The organism is Streptomyces sp. NBC_00873, assembly GCF_045207415.1.
Classification (GTDB): domain Bacteria; phylum Actinomycetota; class Actinomycetes; order Streptomycetales; family Streptomycetaceae; genus Streptomyces.
In genome coordinates this window covers 7,882,129-7,901,121 of record NZ_CP108803.1, presented here as the reverse complement: position 1 = coordinate 7,901,121, position 18,993 = coordinate 7,882,129, and the positions used below count along the sequence as shown (strand labels likewise).

At 67.0% G+C, this 18,993-nt stretch carries 13 protein-coding genes and 1 pseudogene; 3 read left to right on the top strand and 11 right to left on the bottom strand.

From position 1 onward, the window contains the following. Positions 1–72: 72 nt before the first annotated feature. Positions 73–870 (top strand): HPF/RaiA family ribosome-associated protein, encoded by a 798-nt coding sequence (locus OH809_RS36450; protein ID WP_406516082.1) that lies wholly within the window; start codon positions 73–75, stop codon positions 868–870. Between the two features lie 494 nt (positions 871–1,364). Here OH809_RS36450 and OH809_RS36445 read toward each other — a convergent pair whose 3' ends face one another. The 5 genes from OH809_RS36445 to OH809_RS36425 form a co-directional block, all read right to left on the bottom strand. After that, the gene (locus tag OH809_RS36445) at positions 1,365–2,921 is read right to left on the bottom strand and encodes a YfcC family protein (RefSeq protein ID WP_406417103.1); all 1,557 of its coding nucleotides are present in this window, start codon (positions 2,919–2,921) and stop codon (positions 1,365–1,367) included. After that, entirely contained in the window at positions 2,918–3,871 is a 954-nt protein-coding gene (gene arcC, locus OH809_RS36440; RefSeq protein ID WP_406516081.1) for a carbamate kinase, read from the bottom strand. Before arcC ends, OH809_RS36445 begins: the two co-directional genes overlap by 4 nt. Before the next feature lie 34 nt (positions 3,872–3,905). After that, positions 3,906–4,907, bottom strand: coding sequence for an ornithine carbamoyltransferase (argF, locus tag OH809_RS36435; RefSeq protein ID WP_406417107.1), 1,002 nt, complete (start codon positions 4,905–4,907; stop codon positions 3,906–3,908). A gap of 65 nt (positions 4,908–4,972) precedes the next feature. After that, positions 4,973–6,196, bottom strand: coding sequence for an arginine deiminase (locus tag OH809_RS36430; RefSeq protein ID WP_406417109.1), 1,224 nt, complete (start codon positions 6,194–6,196; stop codon positions 4,973–4,975). A gap of 522 nt (positions 6,197–6,718) precedes the next feature. Continuing rightward, entirely contained in the window at positions 6,719–7,465 is a 747-nt protein-coding gene (locus OH809_RS36425) for a universal stress protein (protein ID WP_406516080.1), read from the bottom strand. Between the two features lie 29 nt (positions 7,466–7,494). Here OH809_RS36425 and OH809_RS36420 point away from each other — a divergent pair. Next, positions 7,495–8,058: pseudogene (locus tag OH809_RS36420) on the top strand (tyrosine-type recombinase/integrase); the annotation flags it as partial. Between the two features lie 80 nt (positions 8,059–8,138). Here the strand turns inward: OH809_RS36420 and OH809_RS36415 are convergent. From OH809_RS36415 to OH809_RS36400, 4 genes are all read right to left on the bottom strand, one after another. Further along, positions 8,139–8,519, bottom strand: coding sequence for a hypothetical protein (locus tag OH809_RS36415; protein WP_406516079.1), 381 nt, complete (start codon positions 8,517–8,519; stop codon positions 8,139–8,141). Continuing rightward, positions 8,516–11,887, bottom strand: coding sequence for a polymorphic toxin-type HINT domain-containing protein (locus OH809_RS36410; RefSeq protein ID WP_406516078.1), 3,372 nt, complete (start codon positions 11,885–11,887; stop codon positions 8,516–8,518). Before OH809_RS36410 ends, OH809_RS36415 begins: the two co-directional genes overlap by 4 nt. A 390-nt stretch (positions 11,888–12,277) precedes the next feature. Beyond that, positions 12,278–16,630 (bottom strand): tetratricopeptide repeat protein, encoded by a 4,353-nt coding sequence (locus OH809_RS36405; RefSeq protein WP_406516077.1) that lies wholly within the window; start codon positions 16,628–16,630, stop codon positions 12,278–12,280. Beyond that, positions 16,620–16,934 carry a trypco2 family protein gene (locus OH809_RS36400; RefSeq protein ID WP_406417117.1) on the bottom strand — a complete coding sequence of 105 codons (315 nt, stop codon included), beginning with the start codon at positions 16,932–16,934 and terminating at the stop codon, positions 16,620–16,622. Before OH809_RS36400 ends, OH809_RS36405 begins: the two co-directional genes overlap by 11 nt. A gap of 423 nt (positions 16,935–17,357) precedes the next feature. Here OH809_RS36400 and OH809_RS36395 point away from each other — a divergent pair, with 423 nt between their 5' ends. Next, positions 17,358–17,783: a hypothetical protein gene (locus tag OH809_RS36395; RefSeq protein ID WP_406417118.1), complete on the top strand. Its 426-nt coding sequence runs from the start codon at positions 17,358–17,360 to the stop codon at positions 17,781–17,783. Between the two features lie 39 nt (positions 17,784–17,822). Here the strand turns inward: OH809_RS36395 and OH809_RS36390 are convergent, their stop codons facing one another. Next, complete coding sequence (locus OH809_RS36390; protein WP_406417120.1) at positions 17,823–18,245, bottom strand: secondary thiamine-phosphate synthase enzyme YjbQ; 423 nt, start codon at positions 18,243–18,245, stop codon at positions 17,823–17,825. Between the two features lie 107 nt (positions 18,246–18,352). Next, complete coding sequence (locus tag OH809_RS36385; RefSeq protein ID WP_406516076.1) at positions 18,353–18,913, bottom strand: GNAT family N-acetyltransferase; 561 nt, start codon at positions 18,911–18,913, stop codon at positions 18,353–18,355. Positions 18,914–18,993: the final 80 nt, after the last annotated feature.

Genomic DNA, 18,993 nt, shown 5'->3' with positions numbered 1-18,993 from the left:
CCGGGGCCGGACGGCACTGACCTCGGACGGCGGGCCGAAGCAAGGCTGGGGACGACCAAGAAGGAGTCTTCCATGAACCGTCTCAAGTCCAGTCCGATCGTCGATGTCCTGGTGAACAGCCGTGGTCCGGTACCCGAGGGCGCCTCCGAGTACGCCCAGGAGAAGATGCTTGCGGCGATCGCGCATGTGAGTTCGCCGGTCCTGGCCGTTCGGGCGCAGCTCACCCAGGCGGCCAATCCGTCGGCGAGCCGTCCGGCCACCGCTCAGGCGGTGGTGGACGTGAACGGGCGCCCGGTGCGCGCTCACGTTGCCGCGGACACGATGTTCGAGGCGGTCGACCTCCTGCAAGACCGGCTGGCCGCACGACTGGCCCGTACCCGGCGGCACATCGGCCAGGAGCACCGCGGCGGCCCGGCCGCCGAGGGGACGTCGCGGGAGAACCGCCGTCGCGGGCACTCCCCCGACCGGCAGCAGCCGCCGGCCGAGGAACGTCGCATCGTGCGGCACAAGTCGTTCAGTCTGGGCCGGCAGACGCCCGAGGAAGCCCTCATCGACCTGGAGTCCATGGGCTACGACTTCTGGTTGTTCACCGACATGACGTCGGGACGTGACAGCGTCGTCTACCGCTACGGCGGTATCGGCCGGCATCGCGTGGCCTCGGTCGGCGCGGGCAGCCCGGCACACGAAGCCGGACCCCTTTTCAGTGTGAGTTCGGCTCCGGTGCCCGAGTGCAGCGTCGACGAGGCCGTCCGGCGTATGCGTCTCACCGGACTTCCGTTCGTCTTCTTCGCCGACGCTGCCACCGGTCGGGGACGCGTGCTCTACCACAGGTACGACGGCCACTACGGGTTGATCACTCCCGCCCGGTAGAACCGCCGCGACACAGCAGACACACCGCAGCGTCGCCCTCCGCAGCCGTACTCCCACCGCCTTCGGCATGAGGCGGGCCGACTGCAGGCCGGCTCTTCGGCCCGGAAGCACCGTCACGACGCTTCCGGGCCTTGTGCGTTGCGCGCATCGGCCGGTACGCGCATACGTGTCCGGATACCGAGGCCTGTGCTGTCCGCGCACTCGGCATGCACATCCGCCGCCGCACGGCACGCATGCGGCGCCGCCGGCGGGCGGAACGGCATGGGGTCGGTCCATGGAGAGGCGCGGCGGCGGATACGCGCAGGGGAGGATGACGGAGCCCGGTAGGCGGGACAGGACGAACGTCCAAGTCCCATGCCGCCCCCGCAATTTGGCAGAGCACCGTCGTATCGAAGTGGCAGCCTGAGAAGCCGCACGTGCCGGGGCACACGTCCGTGGCTGGCGACCGAAGGGTTCGGTCGCCAGCCACGGCTACAGCCGTTCTCACTCACACGTCAGCCCAGCATCGCCCCCAGTGCCAGGAAGCCGGCGATCACCACCAGGAGTGCTCCCATCAGCGGAGCCATGAACCGCAGGTACCGGTCGTAGCGGACCTTGGCCAGCGCCAGGCCGCCCATGACGACGGCGGAGGTCGGGGTGATCAGGTTCACCCAGCCCGAAGCCGACTGGTAGGCGGTGACTACAAGGGCCCGGCCGACTCCCGCGAAGTCGGCCAGCGGCGCAAGGATCGGCATGGCCAGGGCCGCGTGCCCCGACGAGGAGGGCACGAAGAAGGCGAGGGGGATGTTGATGAGGAACATCAGGATGCCGAAGATGCCGGAGGACGTACCGGAGACGGCGCTGTGCAGGCCGTCGAGGATGGTGTCGGTCACGGCGGCGTTGTTCATGATGACGGTGACTCCGCGTGCGAGCATGACGATCAACGCCGCGCCGATGAAGTCGCCGGCCCCGCTGGTGATCGCGGTCGCCGTGCCCTTCTCCCCCAGCCCGCCGATCAGGCCGACGGCGATCGCCGCGACGATGAACAGGGCTGCGAGTTCGGGGAAGTACCAGCCCAGCGTGGGCAGGAAGGTGATGTGCAGGTCGGCCCAGGGAATCACGGCGAATATCATGAAGAGGAAGGTGCCCGCGAAGGTCCAGAGCACGGTGCGCTGACGGCCGGTGAGCTGCGCCGCCTCCTGGACGTCGCTCTTGAGGAGTCGGTCCTCCTCCGTGGCGGAAACGAGTGACCGGGCGGGGTCCGCGAGGATCCTCCGGGCGTAGCGCACCACATAGGCTGCCGCCACTGCGGTCAGGCAGACCCACATCGCCAGCCGCAGGACGATCCCGTCGCCGGTACCGATGCCCGCGCTGTCGGAGGCGACGCCGGTGGCGAAGGGGTTGACCGTGGACGCGAGCGTGCCGACGCCGGCACCGACCATGATGACCGTGGCGGCGACCATGCGGTCGTATCCCAGTGTGAGCATGAGGGGGATCATCAGCCCGTAGAAGCCGAGAGTTTCCTCCGCCATGCCGTAGGTGGTGCCGCCGAGGGAGAAGACGGTCAGGAGCACCACGAGAAGCAGTGTCCTGTGGCCCCGCAGGCGGTGGGCGAGACGGGCCACGCCGAGGGTGAGAGCGCCCGTGCGCATGATGACGGTGATGAAGGCGCCGACCGCCAGGATGAAGAGGAACACCCCGGCCGCTCCGGCGAAGTCGCCGCTGCCGCCGGGCGCGGTGAGTGCGCTTTCGGGGTCGGTGACTCCGTACAGGCCGTTGACGGGTGCCAGGAACAGGTCCTTCAGCCGGTCCCAGAAGCCGGTCGTCAGCTCCACGGAGTGGTAGGTGCCGGGGACCGGGCTGCCGTCCTTGGTGTCGTAGCGGCCGGCGGGTATGACGAAGGTCAGGGCCCACACGGCGACGGTCACCGCTATCAGCACGGTGAAAGCCGAGGGGAAGGTGAAGCGGCGCCTGCCGGCCGGGGCACCCTTCAGGTCGGTGTCCTGCGGGTCGGCGTCCTGCCTCGCCGGTTCCGGAGCAGGGGAAACGCTGTTGGCGCTGCCGGTGGTCATCTCGGGTCCTGGGGTGCGTGGGAGCCGTCGTCACTGTGGCGGCCGCTGGGTGTGACGACGGTGCCGGTGGCGCCGTCGAGGATGGCCTGCGCGTCGTCGAGGGCACCGATGGCCGCCATGCCGCCGGTCAGTTCCACGAAGCGGCAGACGGCGTCGACCTTGGGGCCCATCGAGCCGGCGGGGAAGTGGTGCGTCCGCAGCCGGGCCGGGGTCGTGTGGTCGATGGGTTGCGCTTCGGGGGTGCCGTGGGCGAGTTCGACGTGGGACACGTCGGTGAGCAGCAGGAGCGCGTCTGCGTCGAGGGCCTCGGCCAGCAGGGCGGCTGTGAGGTCCTTGTCGACCACGGCCTCCACGCCGGTGAGTTGTCCCTGCTCGTCCCGGATGACGGGTACGCCACCGCCTCCGGCGCACACGGCCACGGCGCCGGAGTTCAGCAGCAGGCGGATCAGGCGCGTCTCCACGACGCGCTGCGGGCGGGGTGAGGGCACGACCCGGCGCCAGTGGGTGCCGTCCTGTCGGACCGTCCAGCCTCGTTCGGCGGCCAGCCGTTCGGCCTCGGCCTGTTCGTAGACGGGGCCGACGAACTTTTCGGGGTCGGCAAAGGCGGGGTCGGCTGCGGAGACGAGGGTCTGGTTGAGCAGGGCGCAGACCTGGCGCTCCGGCAGGGCGTTCTGCAGGGACTGCAGCAGCCAGTAGCCGATCATGCCCTGGGTCTCCGCCCCGAGGACGTCGAAGGGGTACGGGCGGGTCAGGGCGGGGTCGGCTGCGCTCTGCAGGGCGAGAACCCCGACCTGTGGGCCGTTGCCGTGGGTGATCACCAGCTCGTGGCGGTGTGCGAGAGGGGCCAGGGCGGCCACCGCCGCCTGGATGTTGGCCAGTTGCACGGCGGCGTCCGGCCGGTCCTGGCGGCGGAGCAGGGCGTTGCCGCCCAGTGCGACGACGACACGCATGGGGTGCCTTTCCTGGGGTGCGGACGGAGGGGTGTCAGTCGGCGAGGGTGGCGACCAGGACGGCCTTGATGGTGTGCAGCCGGTTCTCCGCCTGGTCGAAGACGATGGAGTGGGCGGATTCGAAGACCTCGTCCGTGACTTCCATCGCGGTCATGCCGGTCCGTGCGGCGATCTTCGCGCCGACGGTGGTGTCGCTGTCGTGGAAGGCCGGCAGACAGTGCAGGAACTTCACGTCCGGGTTTCCGGTGGCCTTGAGCACGTCCATGGTCACCTGGTACGGCCTGAGCAGGGCGATCCGCTCGTCCCACATCTCCGGGGGCTCCCCCATGGACAGCCATACGTCGGTGTAGACGAAGTCGACGTCCGCGACGCCCTCGGCGATGTCCTCGGTCACGGTGATCCGTGCCCCGGTGGAGGCAGCCGTCGCGCGGGCTTCGGCCACCAGCTCGGGGGCGCTCTGCAGGGAACGGGGGCCGACCATGCGCACGTCCATGCCGAGCATCGCGGCGCTGATCAGGAGGGAGTTGGCGACATTGTTCCGGGCATCGCCGAGATAGGCGAACGACACCTGGGACAGCGGCTTGTCGGTGTGCTCCCACATGGTCAGCACGTCCGCGAGCGACTGTGTGGGGTGCCACTGGTCCGTCAGCCCGTTCCACACCGGGACGCCGGCGTACTGGGCCAGTTCCTCCACCAGACGCTGATCACTGCCGCGGTACTCGATGCCGTCGTAGTAGCGTCCCAGGACCCTGGCTGTGTCCTTGATGGACTCCTTGTGGCCGAGCTGCGAGCTGGAGGGCCCCAGATAGGTCACATGGGCGCCCTCCTGGTGCGCGGCCACTTCGAACGCACAGCGCGTGCGCGTGGAAGTTTTCTCGAAGATCACTGCGATGTTCTTGCCGCGCAGGCGGGCTTCTTCGGTGCCCGCGTGACGGGCACCCTTCAGGTGCGCGGACAGCTCGAGAAGGTGGCGGAACTCGTCCGGGGTGAGGTCGAGTTCCTTGAGGAGGGAACGGTGACGCAGATCGACGGCCATGGCGGCTCGGCTCCTTGATTCTTTGACGAGTAAGGGTGGTGATACGGAAGAGAGGTGACTGTGCGTCAGGCTGCTTCGCGTTCGATCGGGCAGCTCATGCACCGCGGGCCGCCGCGGCCCCTTCCGAGTTCGCTGCCCCGGATGGTGATGACCTCGATGCCGCTCTTGCGCAGATGTGTGTTGGTGGTGACGTTGCGCTCGTACGCCATGACGACACCGGGCTCCACGGCCAGTACGTTGCAGCCGTCGTCCCACTGTTCCCGTTCTGCGGAGCGGACGTCCTGGCTGGGGGTGAGCACCTGGATGGCATCGAGGCCGAGGGCGTCGGCGATGGCCTGGTCCATGTCCTCGGGCTCGTGATCGGTGATCTTCAGTCCCTGGCCGCCGGGGCCGGGTTCGATCGTGGAGGACGGCAGCATGCCCAGCCCTGCGTAACGGGTGAAGGTGTCGCCGCTGAGCATGGTCATCACCGTGTCCAGGTGCATGAAGCTACGGCTCTTGGGCAGGTCGAGCGCCACCACGCGCCGTGCGGAGCCCGCGGCGAACATGCGCAGGGCCAGGCTCTCCACGGCCTGCGGGGTGGTGCGCTCGCCCATGCCGATGAGCACCGCACCGTTGCCGATGACCAGGACGTCGCCGCCCTCGATCGTGGACGGATAGGCCGCCTCCCCGTCCGTCCACCGCTCGAACTCCCCCTTCTCAAAGAGGGGGTGGTGCCGGTAGATCGCCTCGAAGTGGACGGTCTCGCGGCGCCGCGCCCGCTTCTTCATCGGGTTGACACTCACGCCGTCGTACATCCAACACGAGGTGTCCCGAGTGAACAGATGGTTGGGCAGCGGGGCCAGAACGAAATCGTCGGGTGCCATGGCATGCAGCCGGACACTCGGCAATGGTCCCATACGCCCCAGCAACTCCCTCTTCGTGACACCACCGATGAGGCACATGGACAGTTCAGCCGGCTCCAGGGAGTCGAAGAACGCGCGCATCCGGTCGGTCGCGAGCGGGCCGAACTCCCGCTCGTCGAAGACGCGGTCCTGGACGAGGGTGCGGGCGGCCGGTCGGGCCAGGGTCTCGGTGAGCAGGTCGGAGAAGAGGTGAACACGGACTCCGCGGTCGCGCAGGGTGTCGGCGAAGGCGTCATGCTCCTCCCGGGCTCGTTTGACCCAGAGAACGTCGTCGAAGAGCAACGCGTCCTTGTTCGTCGGGGTCAGGCGCTTCAGCTCCAGGTCGGGCCGGTGCAGGATGACCTGCTTGAGTCGGCCGGTCTCGGAATCGACGTGAAAGGACATGGTTTTCCTCGGCATAGTGGGAGACGGGAGTTGTGCTCAAGGCGCGATGTGGAGCTCTCGCCGGAGAGTGCTGCCTCCGCCGGCCACAGCGCCTCGGCCATGACTTGACCCTGTCACCCGGGCGGTACGGAATCGGGTGGCAACAGTCCCCACTCAGAGGCCCTTCGGGACCTGTGACCGGGGCCCGGTCGCCGGACTGGACGGGACCTTCGGCCCTCCGCCGGCTGCGAACGGCTGGCGTTGTCAGTCCGCTCGCAGGCCGTAGGCGCCGAACTGACCTCGGACCCGCTCCACAAGCTGCACATATCGATGCTCGCCACTCCCCAAGTCCCGGCGCACTGCCGTCCGGCCCTGCCGGGTCCGTGGAGACGGGGCCCTCGGTCCCGTCTGCCAGGAACTTGTGGGCGCCGCGTCATCTGCCGGAGCACATTGCCTGCCTGCCCACGCTTGATCCCGTGGAGCACCAGCACACGCGGCGCCGCTGCCCAAGAGGCGGGCTGCGGCGCCGGTCGGACGCGTCGGTCAGTCGTGCGGCACCACAGCGACCGGGGCGGCACAGTGATGCAGGACGGAATGCGTCACGGGCCCGGTGTGCGTACCGATCGAGGACGTGCGGTTGCGGCGTCCGACCACCACGAGACGGGCACCGCGCGCTGCGGCCAGCAGGTCGGAGGCGGGACGGCCCAGGCGGCATTCCTCGGTGACCCGCACTTCAGGGAACTTGTGCCGCCACGGCAGGAGCACCGCAGCCAGGGCGTCCGTCTTCGCAGACTCCAGGTCGCCCTTGAGCACGACGGCCGCCGCTGCCGCATCTGGACCCCAAACCAGCGGGAAGTTCCAGCTGTGCACCACGCGCAACCCGGCCCCGTGCCGGTCGGCATGGGCGAAGGCGAACTCCAGCAGCTCATCACACGGATGGGAGATGTCGACTCCGAGAACGACGTCGCCGTTCACCGCCCCGGGCGCACTGGCCGGCACCAGCGGCTCCTGGTCCCGGACCAGTACGACGGGGTGGCGGGTACCGGCGACGACGGCCAGGGACACCGACCCGACGACGAAGCCAGTGATCGCGCCGAGCCCTCGGGACCCGAGGACCAGCAGATCGGCCTCGTTCGCCACCTCGCAGAGAACCGCAGCCGGCTCCCCGCACCTCAGCGCCGTCTTCACCTTGAGCCCGGGATGGTGCCTGTGTACCCACACCGCGGCCTTGCGCGGTGTGCGCTCGGCCCAATGGCGGCGCGTGTCCGGACCGATGAGCGGCGTGTGCACGTCCAGCTCGAGGTCCCAGACATGGACGAGTCGAATGGGAAGACCTCGACGTCGACGGCGGTACGGCGAGCGTCCGCCGCTCACTCCAACGCACCCAGAGCGGCGGCCTGACCGCCCTGCCCACCAAGACCCGGGCGTCCGAACGTCGTATCGCTCTCCCCACCGAATGTCTCCACTCCCTCAAGGAGCACAAGGAGCGGCAGGACAAGGAGCGCAAGGCCGCAGGGTCAGCCTGGCAGGACAGCGGCCTCGTTTTCACTACCCCGACTGGACGGCCTCTCGACCCGGCAAACCTCACGCGCCGCTTCCGCACCTTCCTCGACCAAGTCGGGCTCCGGCGCATCCGCTTCCACGACCTCCGACACTCGACCGCGACCCTGCTTCTGGAGCAAGGTGTCGACCTCGTCGTCATCAAGGAACTCCTCGGCCACGCCCACATCGGCGTCACCGCCGGCGTCTACGCCCACGTCCGACTCCGCCTCCAGCGAGACGCCATCGACGCCCTCGGCACCGCCATTGACGGCCCTGCCAACAACGAGTCGACCCGCGACAACGGCGACGACCCGCCACTGTGCGGAGCCACCGTCCGCTGACGTTGCCGTCAACTACTGCCGTCACCCCACGCTGAAGCCCCGCCAGGCGCTGCCTGGCGGGGCTTCAGATTTGCGGTCGCTTACATGATCTCAAGCGACACGCTTGCGATCGCAGCTAGCACACTGATTTGAACCGGCCCTTCCGCTCGGAACCAGATCAATGCCGGGAGCGACGATGAGCGGATCAGTTCGAGAGCCAGCCCGTCAGGCCAAGGTGACTCGCTCGGCTCCAGAAGTGTTGCCGTCACCTGATCCAGCGGCGCGTCACCAGGACCCGGAGGCCGCTCAATCGAGCAAAAGTAGACGTCACGAAAAGCGAGCGTCATATCTGGCTTCTCGGGCCCCCAGCGGAGCCCCATCTCCAGCGCGTCGACGTCGTCGATGCGCTCTAGCGAGAGGCGGTCCAGGAAGTACCCCTGGCAACCTGGGGCGATTTCGAGAAACGTCTGAAGTGAGCTCACCGGATCACCATCTCTCCCGTGGAATGCTCCTGCGTAACCTGCCCATCCGGGCCGTACCTCTGACGGTAGTTCTTTTGGTTCGGACCAGGATCAATCGAGGGGCCGAGCCTCTGCACTTCGCCGTTCGGCCTGATCCAGATCTGACTGCCGTCGGGGTGGTCATAGCGGCGATATCCACTCTTGGTCTCCGACGTGAACGAGAAGCCTTGACCAAACACGTCCTGCTCGGCGTCGGCCAAACTCTTCCCGTGAAGGTTGGAGATACCGGCGACACCACAAGATCCATTGCTAGTGTGAACAAGGACCGGCGTGGCCCCCGCCAGCACATAGTACGTGTGGAGGCCGTCAACAGTAAGGTTCCGGGTTACCAGCCTCTGACGGAAGGGCCGGGTTGCCTCGATGGTTGGCGTGGCACCCTTGTCGGTCCGCAGTCGCATGCCGGCCTTTAGATCGCCTGCGTCGATCCAAGCATGTTTCGAGGGTGACCAGAAGGGGTGGTGGCTGGTAGTGATGATGGAGGCGTCGCCGTGAGCCGTCCCTATGAGTAGCTCGGTGAAGTCTTTGTCGTCGTTAGTGGTGATAGTGGCCAGGACAGTGCGGCTCTCGCTCTTCCCGGTCTCAGGGTCAGTCGCCAGGATTTTTTCGCCGACCTTGACATCTTCGATCGCTTTAGTGGAACCGCTTGAAAGTTCGACCTGAGTGTCGGGCGTAAAGCTATTCGGGCAATTAGTTCCCTTAACTCTGCTCGCCCCACCACTTCTTCCCAGATCGCCGTTCAACACCCCGTGCGACCCGTCTTTTCCACCTGCAGCCAACCCTGCAGCCACTCCAGCTGAGGCCATTTCGCTAATACTGAAGACGCTCTTGGGGCATCCTCCGATTTGCGCACAGGCCATCATTATGTGGTAAAAGTGATCGTATGCGCTGGGCCCTTCCGGTTTCAGAAAGAGGCAGTAGCTGACCATTTTGCAGTAGTTATTGATGCGATCGTAGAACGCCTTGATAAAGGCGTCGCGCTTGCCCCAGTTTTGGGGAACTACAACCTTCTGACTTCCGGCCGAATAGACGGTGGTTTTCCCGCCCTTATTGAAGACGATATTTCCGTCCGGGGTTGCTTCAGCGGTTCCGCCCGCTCCGTCGTCTCCCCGCGATGGGTCATAAGAGTCCGGGTCCTGGGGTTTTTGGTAGTCGTCGGCGGCGCGCTGCAGGCCAGTGGGGTCGCTGTAGTTGATGGGGTCGTTGCCGCTGTAGCTGTAGGCGGAGAGGTTTTGCGGGTCGTAGGGGGTGCTGAGGGGGTCGGGGCTGAGGAAGCGGCCGAGTTTGGGGTCGTAGGCGCGGGCGCCAAGGAGGGAGAGGCCGGTGGTGGTGTCTTCGGTTTTGCCGAGGAAGCCGTGGTCGGTTCCGGCGGGGAGGTTGCCGCTGCGGTTGTCGCCGAAGGGGGTGTAGCGGCGGCGGGTGGTGGTGCCGGTCTTGGCGTCGACGGCGAGCTGGGTCGATGCCTGGGTGTCGGCCATCAGGTAGGTGACTTTGCCGCCGTCGGGGGCGGTGGTGCGCATGGCGACGGCGGCTGAGCCGCAGGCGTAGTAGCGGGTTGCCGTGGCTGTGTTGCCGTCGGTGGTGCGTAGTTCGGTGCCGCCGAGGTAGGCGACTGTTTCCTGGGGGCTGGTGCGGATCAGGAGGTTGCCGTCGGCGTCGTAGGTGTAGCGGGTGAGTTCGGTGCCCGAGGATTTGGTGGTGGTGACGGTGTTGAGCTGGCCGAGGTCGGTCCAGGTGTAGTCGGTGGTCTTTTTGTCGGCGGTGGTAGCGCCCGGTTCGATGCGGTGCTCGAGCTGGCCGTCGGGGGTGTAGGTGAAGGTGTCCTTCGAGGTGATGGTGGTGCCGGACTTGTTGTCGATCTGGCGGACGCCGTGCGGTGGTTGGTCGGGGTTGGCCGTGGTCCAGGTGCCGCTGTCGTCGTAGCCGGGGTAGAGGTAGTCCCGGATTGTCTTCTTGGCGGCGGCGTCGGTGTCGGTGACGCTTTGCAGGTTGCCGAGACGGTCGTAGTTGTAGTGGGTCTGATACGGGGCTTCGCCGGTGAAGTCGGAGACTGCACCGATAGCGGGGATGGCCCAGTTGGAACAGTCGCTCGCGGCTGCTCTGGTGTAGGCATCGGTCAGGCGGGCCAGGTCGTCGTACCTGAAGCACTGGGACTGGGCTGTCTGGCCGCTGGCCTGCTCCCGCAGCTCGGTGAGCTTGCCGTCCCAGTCGTAGCTGTAGGTGTCCTTCTGGGATTCCTTGATGAATCCGTTGACGTTGACCGTCGTGGAAATGGAGTCCAGGCGACCGGTGCCGTTGGAGTCCTGGTAGGTGTAGGAGCGTGCTGCGTTGACGCCGAGTCCGGCGAATTTGGCGCCGTAGTCGCGTCCTACGAGACGGCCGTAGGCGTCGTAGAAGGTGTTGTTCACGTAGACGGCGTTGCCGAGTGTGCCGGTGAGCCGGTCGGGCTGTCCGTAGGCGTTGTACGAGGTGGTGACGGTCTCGGCGTCCAGGCCGCCGGCCTTGGGATAGGTGGCGGTGATGATGTGGTCGGCTGCGTCGTAGGTCTGCGTGGTGGTGTAGCTGCCGGCGAGGCCGTTGACGTTGGCCGGGATGGTTGTGGTGCTGCTCAGTGGCCGGCCGCGGGTGTCGAAGCCGTTGATCTTCGACGTGTACGCGTTGCCGGCGGCGTCGCGGCTGGTCGTTGTGGCGACCTGGCCGAGTCCGTTGGCGACGGTCGGGTCGTCCCAGGTCCAGGCGGCCAGTTCACTGCTGCCGCTCGACACTGAGGTCGTGCGCCCGAGGTTGTCGTAGGAGTACGCAACAACAGTCTGGCGGGCATTGCTGGTGGCGGTCTCGATCTGTCCGTTGGCGTCGTACTTGGTGCTGGACTCGCCGGAGTCCGGGTCGTTCACGGTGAGGCGCTGCTTGGCCCAGTCGTAGGTGTAGATGGTGTTGTTGCCGCGGGTGTCGGTGATCTGTGTCAGTTCGCCTTTGCCGCCGTACTTGTACTGCGTGGTGAAAAGCGAGGTGCCATCGTGCTCGACGACCTTCGAGACCTGCCCGTAGACATCGGTGTAGGTGTCGGTGTCGCCTCTGTTGGCCTGGGTGACCGTGGTGAAGTCGCCGTGGTAGGTGGCGACCACCCGATTGTTGGCCTGGAGCTGGGAGGTGCTCCCGTCTCCCACGCGGAGCCGGGACATCACCGTTCGTCCGGCCCAGTCGACCATGAGGTCCGTATAGGACGGCAGGGCCTCGATCTTGGGTGAAACGAGTCCGGATCCGGCGGTTCCCTCGCTGCGGAAGACTGTTGAGGCGCCGACGTTGTTGCCCGCGCTGTCGTAGCGCGTCACGGCGACCTGCCGGGTGCTGACCGATTCGGAACTGTTGGGCAGCGGGTTCTGGACTTCACGGGCACGCCCGAGGGCGTCGCTGTAGCGTAGGACGACAGATACGTGGACCCGGACTGAAGCGTCTGGGTGCTCACCCGGGGAAAGCCGTTCACAGAGTCCGGTATGCCGCCGCTGATGGTGGTGGGAATCGAGTACCCGAATTTCAGGGACGGGGAAGTGCCCGTCTCGGTCGGCTTCCACACTTCGATGGCCCGCGTCCTGCGTTTCCGGCGCACCACGCGCCTGCTCACCTCGACCGACTCCCGGCTCAGCCTGATCAGCGAGGCTTGCGGCTACAGCGACCAGGCCCACCTCGACCGGGAATTCCGCGCGCTGGCCGGATGTAGCCGCTCAGTCCTCGTCTTCCGTGTCGTCCTCGTCGACTTCGAGTGCTTCATTGATCCGTTCGAGGCTCGCCTCGTATCGCCGCGTTCGCGGATCACTCACCCCGAATATCCGCATGGCCCGCTCCAGGGTGTCCTCTGCCAGAACCTCCGCTTGCGCGTATCGCTTGAGCGCCCGCAAAGTGAGGGCCAGGTCGCCCGCGACGCCGAGTGCTTCCTGGTGGTCGGCGCCGAGGATGTTCTTGTATCTGCGCAACAGGTCCTGCTGCTGCAGCAGTGCCTCGTCGTATCGCCCGCGTCTGAAAAACAGTCCGGCCTGGTTGCTCCGCAGCCGCAGTACGTCGGGATGATCTGGCCCCAGGACTCGATCGCCCCGTTCGATGGCCGACTCGTATAGATCCTCCGCCTGATCGAATTCGTCGAACGTGACGAGGCCGGCGGCGAGGTTGCCGGCGGCGACAATGGTGCGCTGATGATCCGGCCCGAGCACCAGTTCGCGCCGGTGGACCACGTCCTTCCAGAGGGCCAGGGCACGCCCGTGATCACCGGAGGCGTACACGTTCCCGGCGAACCGATCGTTCAGCGCGATGAAGTCCGGATCATCGGGATCCCGGAAGCCGTCCCACACGCTCTTGATGAACCATCCGGCGGTGAGCCCGGCCAGATGGTCACCGGCCAGATACGTGTAGCGGAGAATTCCGGGGACGATGGCACGGAAGGTCTCGGACTGCGCCCCGAGCCTCACGGCCGACCCGCCGAGCATGCCGAGGGCACCCACCGCCAGCTTGAAGGATCCCCAGTGCGCCCGGTCGTCCGGATCCAGGCGCGAGAGGCCTTCGTGGTCCGCGAGGAATTCGCGAAGCTGCTCCTGGCCCGCGCCGTCGACGACGTCGGCCTGGAGGGCGTCCGCGACGCTGGGCAGGGCCCGGAGACAGGCTCCGAGTCTCTCGTTCGACGGATCCGCGAGCATCCGGATCGCCGGCTCCGACCGGATGAACTGCACGAGTTCTTCGAGGCGCGGTAGAAGCAGGCTGTTGTCGGTATAGACGCGGACCTCGTCGCCCGGCTCCATGCTCTGCTTGAGTTCCTCCAGTCCGTCGAGCGTCGCCGGATCCACGGAGGTTCCGTCGAACATGATCGGCGGCGCTGTCCGCCAGTCAGGGTCCCTATACAGGCGCCCCCGGGCCTGGTCGCTCAGGATCTCGATCGTCTGATCGATCGCCCGGGTGAACTTGAGGCCGAGATCGGTGTCCGCCATCCGGAGCCTGAAGCCGAGATCCCCTACGAACTCCTGGCGGGTCTTCTCCAGGTTCTCGGCGATGGCACGCCCTTGGTTGCAGATCCGCAGGGCCGTTTCGAGATCCTGTCCCGCCGCGCAGCGAAACCTGATCGCCGTCTCGTACGCTCTCAGGAGAGGGGGGAGATACCGCTCCTCGCCGTCCTCGACGAGCTCCTCGTAGACCGCGACGGTCCTGGAGATCGCAGTGACCGCGTCGTCCATTCTACCGAGGACGTAATAGCTCACGGCGAGTCCGTCGGTCCGGTCCGCCAGTTCGCGACGGAAGGCGGCCCTGTCCTGGTCCACGAGTTCCTCGGCGAGAAAAGCGCTGTACTGGTGCAGCATGAGGGATTCGTTCGGCTCATTGTTGTCGGCGAGGGCGTCGGCGAGCCCTCCCGTGATCTGGGTCATGTACGGCAGATGAGCCTTGTACGCCTTGTAGCCCCAGTGAGCCAGCTCCTCGTAGCTCTGGAAGGCCTGGCGAGACACTGTGAGAGCCTCGGCCGCGCGCTCCGCCCTGCGCAACTCACCGCTGTATTGGCCCTGCGCAAGTGACAGGAAGTGGAGGTGCTTCCCACGGTTTTCGGCGACGAGCTCCGTCAGGTAGTCCACCGCGCGTCCGGCCGTGCGCAGGGCTTCGTCGTATTCGCCGGCGTCCGCGAGAGTGGCGGCCAGACTGTGCAGCGCGGCCGCCAATGATTCCAGCCGGTCTCGCCGGCCGGATGCGACCGTGTCCTCGAGGTGGCCGATTCCGCGCCTGACGGCGTCCAGAGCCCTGGTCGCCTCGCCGAGACCGCGCAGGCGGATACCGTAGTTCAGGTAGACGTGATAAACGTCCTCGGGTTCGCCCGAGGCAGTGCCGTAAACCACACCCCGAGCCGCGAGCGCGGCCGCGAGCCCGTCGAGCGCATCGTGCGGGTACGGCACGGTGAAGTGAGCGTGGTACGCGGCCTCGTTGATGACATCCACCCCGGTCAGGTAGGGCAGGCCAAGCGCAGTGGTCAGCTGCCGTGCCGCCCTCAGGTCCTGCCGCCCGGCGAGTTCCACGGCGACGTTCACCAGGCGCCGCAAGTGCGCCTGGAGCAGTTCCGAGAGCGATTGCGAGGCGTCGGCGCTGTCGACGAGTTGAGCGAGGGATTGCCCCAGGTGGGTTCTGAGATCGTCACTGATCTCGGGGTAGTCGTCCGCGGCGAGCGCGAGGGAGTTCAGCAGGCGCGCGAGATACGCCGGGTGCGCCGCGACCGCGCGCGAGACGACGAGTCGCTCGACGAGAGCAGCTCGGCCCTCCGCGGTCGCGAGCAGGTGAGAGGCGATCAGATCTGGTTCGATCGGCGCGAGCAGGGCGCCTGGGGCTCCGTCCGCGACGGCTGCGGCCGGGTAGCGCTGGTGCAGCGCGTCGGCAACGTTCCTGCGGGACCACTCCGGCTCGCCCTCGAAAGCGGGCGTTGATTCGAGCAGTTCCACAAGATCCTTCACAGTCGGAGCCGTGAGAGTCATGACGCAGAGCGCCTGCTTCGCCCGGCCGCGATCCGCCAGCGCGCTCGCGCCGTCCGTATTCGCCGTGCTCGACCTGGTCAGACGGTCGACTTCGACGTCGATGAGCGTGTCAAGGAGCAGACGCGCCGAGTCGTCGGCGGCGGAGATGGGCACCGCCCGGCCGGAGGCCGCCAGCAAGGCGGCGACGTGGACCAGCAGCGGCCGATCGTACTCGGCGATCCGCCGGACCTCTTCGGCCGGCAGATCCCGCGGCGCGTCCGGTCCGCCGACGGCCTTGCTGAAGGAGCGATAAGCGGCCTCGGCATGCCGTTCGCGGACATCCTGCTCATCGAACGCCTGGGTGGTCAGGTCGAAGGAGCCGGTGAGCAGTGAGGAGAGATCGACATTGCGGGGACGGAGCTGTCCCGGCCAGGCCTCCTCGCTGCGGGTGATGACGAGGAGCCGGATCGAGGCGCCGAGGTGACCGTCATTGATCGCCTGCTTGTAGAGGTTCTCGATGAACGTGCCCAGCATTTCGTGCTGGTGCTCGGCATAGTCGAAGACGATGAAATGCGGCGTGGCGAAGCTGTGCGTGCCGGAGAGCTGGTCGTAGTCGGCGAATCCCGCCTGCCACATCGTCCGCAGGTCCCGGGTGAGCCTCCGGCAGGCCTCGGCGGCGATCCTGGACTTGCCCACCCCGGCCGGGCCGGTCAGCCGTCCGATCCTGATATCCGGTCTCAGCGGCAGATCGTTCGCCCAGTCGACGATGCTGTCGAGCACCGCGCCGCTTTGGCCGTCGTTGACGAACTCGACCTGGCGGAACCGGTAGTTCACAAAGGCGAAGAGGCTTGCGTCGGGCAGCCGCGGCGGGTCACCGGACCAGCCCTCGGTGCCGAAGATCGACGGCCGCGCCGACAGATTGACGAGGGGAAGGCTCTGTAGTGGTTCGAGTGCATTCGCCGCGCGCTGCCGGGCCGCCGACTGGACCGCGGCGATCGAGACGCCGCGCAGGCGGCCGTCCCACTGAGTAGGGACGCTGGTCACGATGCCCAGCAGATGCCCGCCCGGGCCAATCACGCCCGCCCCCGAGATCCCGCCCCAGTCCTCGTCGGCCCGCGGCTTCGGGTCGATGACCTGAATCGCGATCGCCGTGTCGTCGTCGCCGACCACGGGGGCGAGGTTCACCCGCACGACGATCGGCTTGGGCGATCCGGAGCCGGATTCGATGCCCGCGACCGGGTATCCGATGATCCAGCAGTTCTCCAGCGCCTGGACGCCGTGGCGGGTTCCTCCGCGGGCGGCGGTGCCCCTGGGCTCGTCCAAGTCCGGGACAATGAGCAGCGCGGCGTCGAGACCGTCGGCCTCCAGCGAAACGATCTCCGCGACCGCCGCCGACGACGCGGATCCCTCCAGCTTGACCGTGAACCGCCGCGCGGGAACGCGGCCGCCGGTGCACTCGGACGCCTTCGTCACGACGTGCTGGGCAGTCAGGACGAGGCCGTGGGCAAGCAGAAACCCGCTGCCGAGGAACACTCGGCCGTCGGCCGCGTCGAATCTGATCTTGGCCACTCGGGCGGCGAGGTTCCCGGCCATTTCAGTCGTCATCCAGGATCAGCGCCGAGGGCGTGACCAGAAGCTCGCCCCGGTTCGCGTCGGAATCGACGAAACCGGGGTCCAGAGTGAGCGTCAATCTATGAGAGTGCGTTGACGCAGAAGTTTTACTTCCTTTGGCGACCACGAGCCAGCTGATACCCGCGTCGGCCGCAGCTTGTTTGGTCACCTCGACCGCGAGCTCGACCTCGATCGCCTTTACCTGTAATGGCATGAGCGGATCACGCTGGCCGTGAGCGATAGCGAGTTCCCTGCGAAGGCTCGCCAATACCTCACTCAAAGGAAGTCCGTCAGACATAACCGGATCGTACCGGAGACACCGCCGTCAAGTAGACCCAACCACGAACCGAACAAAAGCCCACACCCCGCCCTCTGGGAGGGCATTTAGAGATGGATTGTGGTGCCAAGTCGCTCCGGTGGTCAACAATCTTCGGATCGATCCGCAACTTACGTGCGCCTTCACGGCCTTCCGGGCGCCGATCCGCGTGCCCGTTAAATCCACTTCTCGGCATTAGATTCCGTCTGGTCTAGCAATAGGGCGGAAGGTTCCCGCCAGCGTGGAGCTTCCAGGCATTTCAGGCTGTGCACGTTGACAATGAATACGGCAAAGCGGGTCGAAATGCCCGTCTTGAATCAGCATCCAACGCCCGCTGAGAGGGGACTGCCCGAGGTCAGCGCAAGGTGGCAGGCGGAAACTACATACTTTTCGATCAAAGCCACCATGCTCGACGGCCGCGTCCTGCGCTCTCGCAGCATCGATGGCCTCGATCAGGAGGTCTACGCCCTGCTCACCGTCTACCAGGCTCTGATCCGCGCCGGCGACGACGCCCTGACCGGTCGGCCGGAAGTACCCATGGAACGGATCAGTTTCACCGTCATGCTGGCCGCCGCAACCGACACCGTCACCGCCGGCCATGGAATCTTCCCTAACACCCTCGTCGACCTGGTCGGCACGATCGGCCACGCGGCCCTGGACGCCCTCCTGCCCGCCCACCGACGGCAACGAGTGAAGGCCCGCACCCGCAAGAACCCCACCAGCAAGTACGGACCGAACGCCGGGCAGCACCCCCAGAAGGCCCAGAACTACACCGTCCGCACCACCGTCGCGTTCTTCGACCACGGCCTCAACAGCCGCTCACGGCGCTAACGCAACGGTGTTGGGCAGGACCTCCGCGAGCGATCTTGGTCAGCCCAAGAAGCTCAGTCGAACCTGACGGTTGTCTTTAGACATGTTCGTGTCGACCAGGCACACCGACTGCCACGTACCCAGTTCCAGCCGTCCGTCGATCACCGGCAATGTGGCGTGCGGTGCGATCAGGGCCGGCAGGACGTGGTCGCGGCCGTGGCCGGGGCTGCCGTGGCGGTGCTGGTAGCGGTTGTCCGCGGGCAACAGTGTGTGGAGGGTGGCGAGGAGGTCGTCGTCGCTGCCCGCTCCGGTTTCCAGGATGGCGATTCCGGCGGTGGCGTGGGGCACGAAAATGTTGAGCAGGCCGTCCCGGCCGACGGCGGCGCGGCTGAGGAACCGTACGCAGTCGTCCGTCAGGTCGGTGACCGTCTCGGCGCCACCGGTCGTAATGTGCAGAACGCTGGTGATGAAGGCATCGGGCATGCCCCCCATCTTCTCGCTCGTGGCGCGAGACGGCGCGCCCACGTTCCGAGATCGGCGGTGACGATCGCGGCGACCGGTGAACAACACCTCGTCCGGTATGGGATACGTCAGGTGGTGTGTAGCACTGACGCTGAGTAACAGTCCTCGCGGCCTGCCCGCAAGGTCTTCTCGAGAAGTGTGAACGACTTGGGTCTACCGCCCGGCTGTGGCTTGCCCGCCTTGTGGCCAACGACCCGGTAACCGTCGTCCAGGTAGTAGGCGTTCAGGCGCGCGTTGCCGGCCAGGCAGTCCAGACGTACGAACGCCCGCCCCGCGGTGGCCACGCGGTGTTCCGCGGCTTGCAGCAGCCGCCGCCCGGTCCCGGGCAGGGCGCTGCTGCGGTCCACCATCAGCCGGTGCACGTAGCCGGCCACCGGCGGCTGCGGTCCCCAGGCCTCCTCGTCCTCCCACCACAACTCCCACGCCCCGGCGACGCGGTCGTCAACCTCGGCGAGCCAGACCTCGCCGCCGCCCGCCATGATCCGGCGGAAGTGGTCCTCATCCAGCTCGCCGGGCTGCCACTGGCCGGTGATGCCCTGGACGAGCATCCAACGGGCAGCATCGTCACGCACGCGAACGAGAGTGGCGAGGTCGGCATCCTCGGCGAGGCGGAAGTTCAGATCGTTCATCGCGCGATCCTCGCACGAACCCCCACGAGCCCCCAGGGGCGCTCGGCGCTGTGCTGACCGGCCGACCGGGGAGCGACCGC

Bases quoted from the DNA above. Each gene is read 5' to 3' on its own strand.
- OH809_RS36450 (WP_406516082.1), top strand. From the start codon at position 73: ATGAACCGTCTCAAGTCCAGTCCGATCGTCGATGTCCTGGTGAACAGC.
- OH809_RS36445 (WP_406417103.1), bottom strand. From the start codon at position 2,921: ATGACCACCGGCAGCGCCAACAGCGTTTCCCCTGCTCCGGAACCGGCG.
- arcC (WP_406516081.1), bottom strand. From the start codon at position 3,871: ATGCGTGTCGTCGTCGCACTGGGCGGCAACGCCCTGCTCCGCCGCCAG.
- argF (WP_406417107.1), bottom strand. From the start codon at position 4,907: ATGGCCGTCGATCTGCGTCACCGTTCCCTCCTCAAGGAACTCGACCTC.
- OH809_RS36430 (WP_406417109.1), bottom strand. From the start codon at position 6,196: ATGTCCTTTCACGTCGATTCCGAGACCGGCCGACTCAAGCAGGTCATC.
- OH809_RS36405 (WP_406516077.1), bottom strand. From the start codon at position 16,630: ATGACGACTGAAATGGCCGGGAACCTCGCCGCCCGAGTGGCCAAGATC.
- OH809_RS36400 (WP_406417117.1), bottom strand. From the start codon at position 16,934: ATGTCTGACGGACTTCCTTTGAGTGAGGTATTGGCGAGCCTTCGCAGG.
- OH809_RS36395 (WP_406417118.1), top strand. From the start codon at position 17,358: ATGCTCGACGGCCGCGTCCTGCGCTCTCGCAGCATCGATGGCCTCGAT.
- OH809_RS36390 (WP_406417120.1), bottom strand. From the start codon at position 18,245: ATGCCCGATGCCTTCATCACCAGCGTTCTGCACATTACGACCGGTGGC.
- OH809_RS36385 (WP_406516076.1), bottom strand. From the start codon at position 18,913: ATGAACGATCTGAACTTCCGCCTCGCCGAGGATGCCGACCTCGCCACT.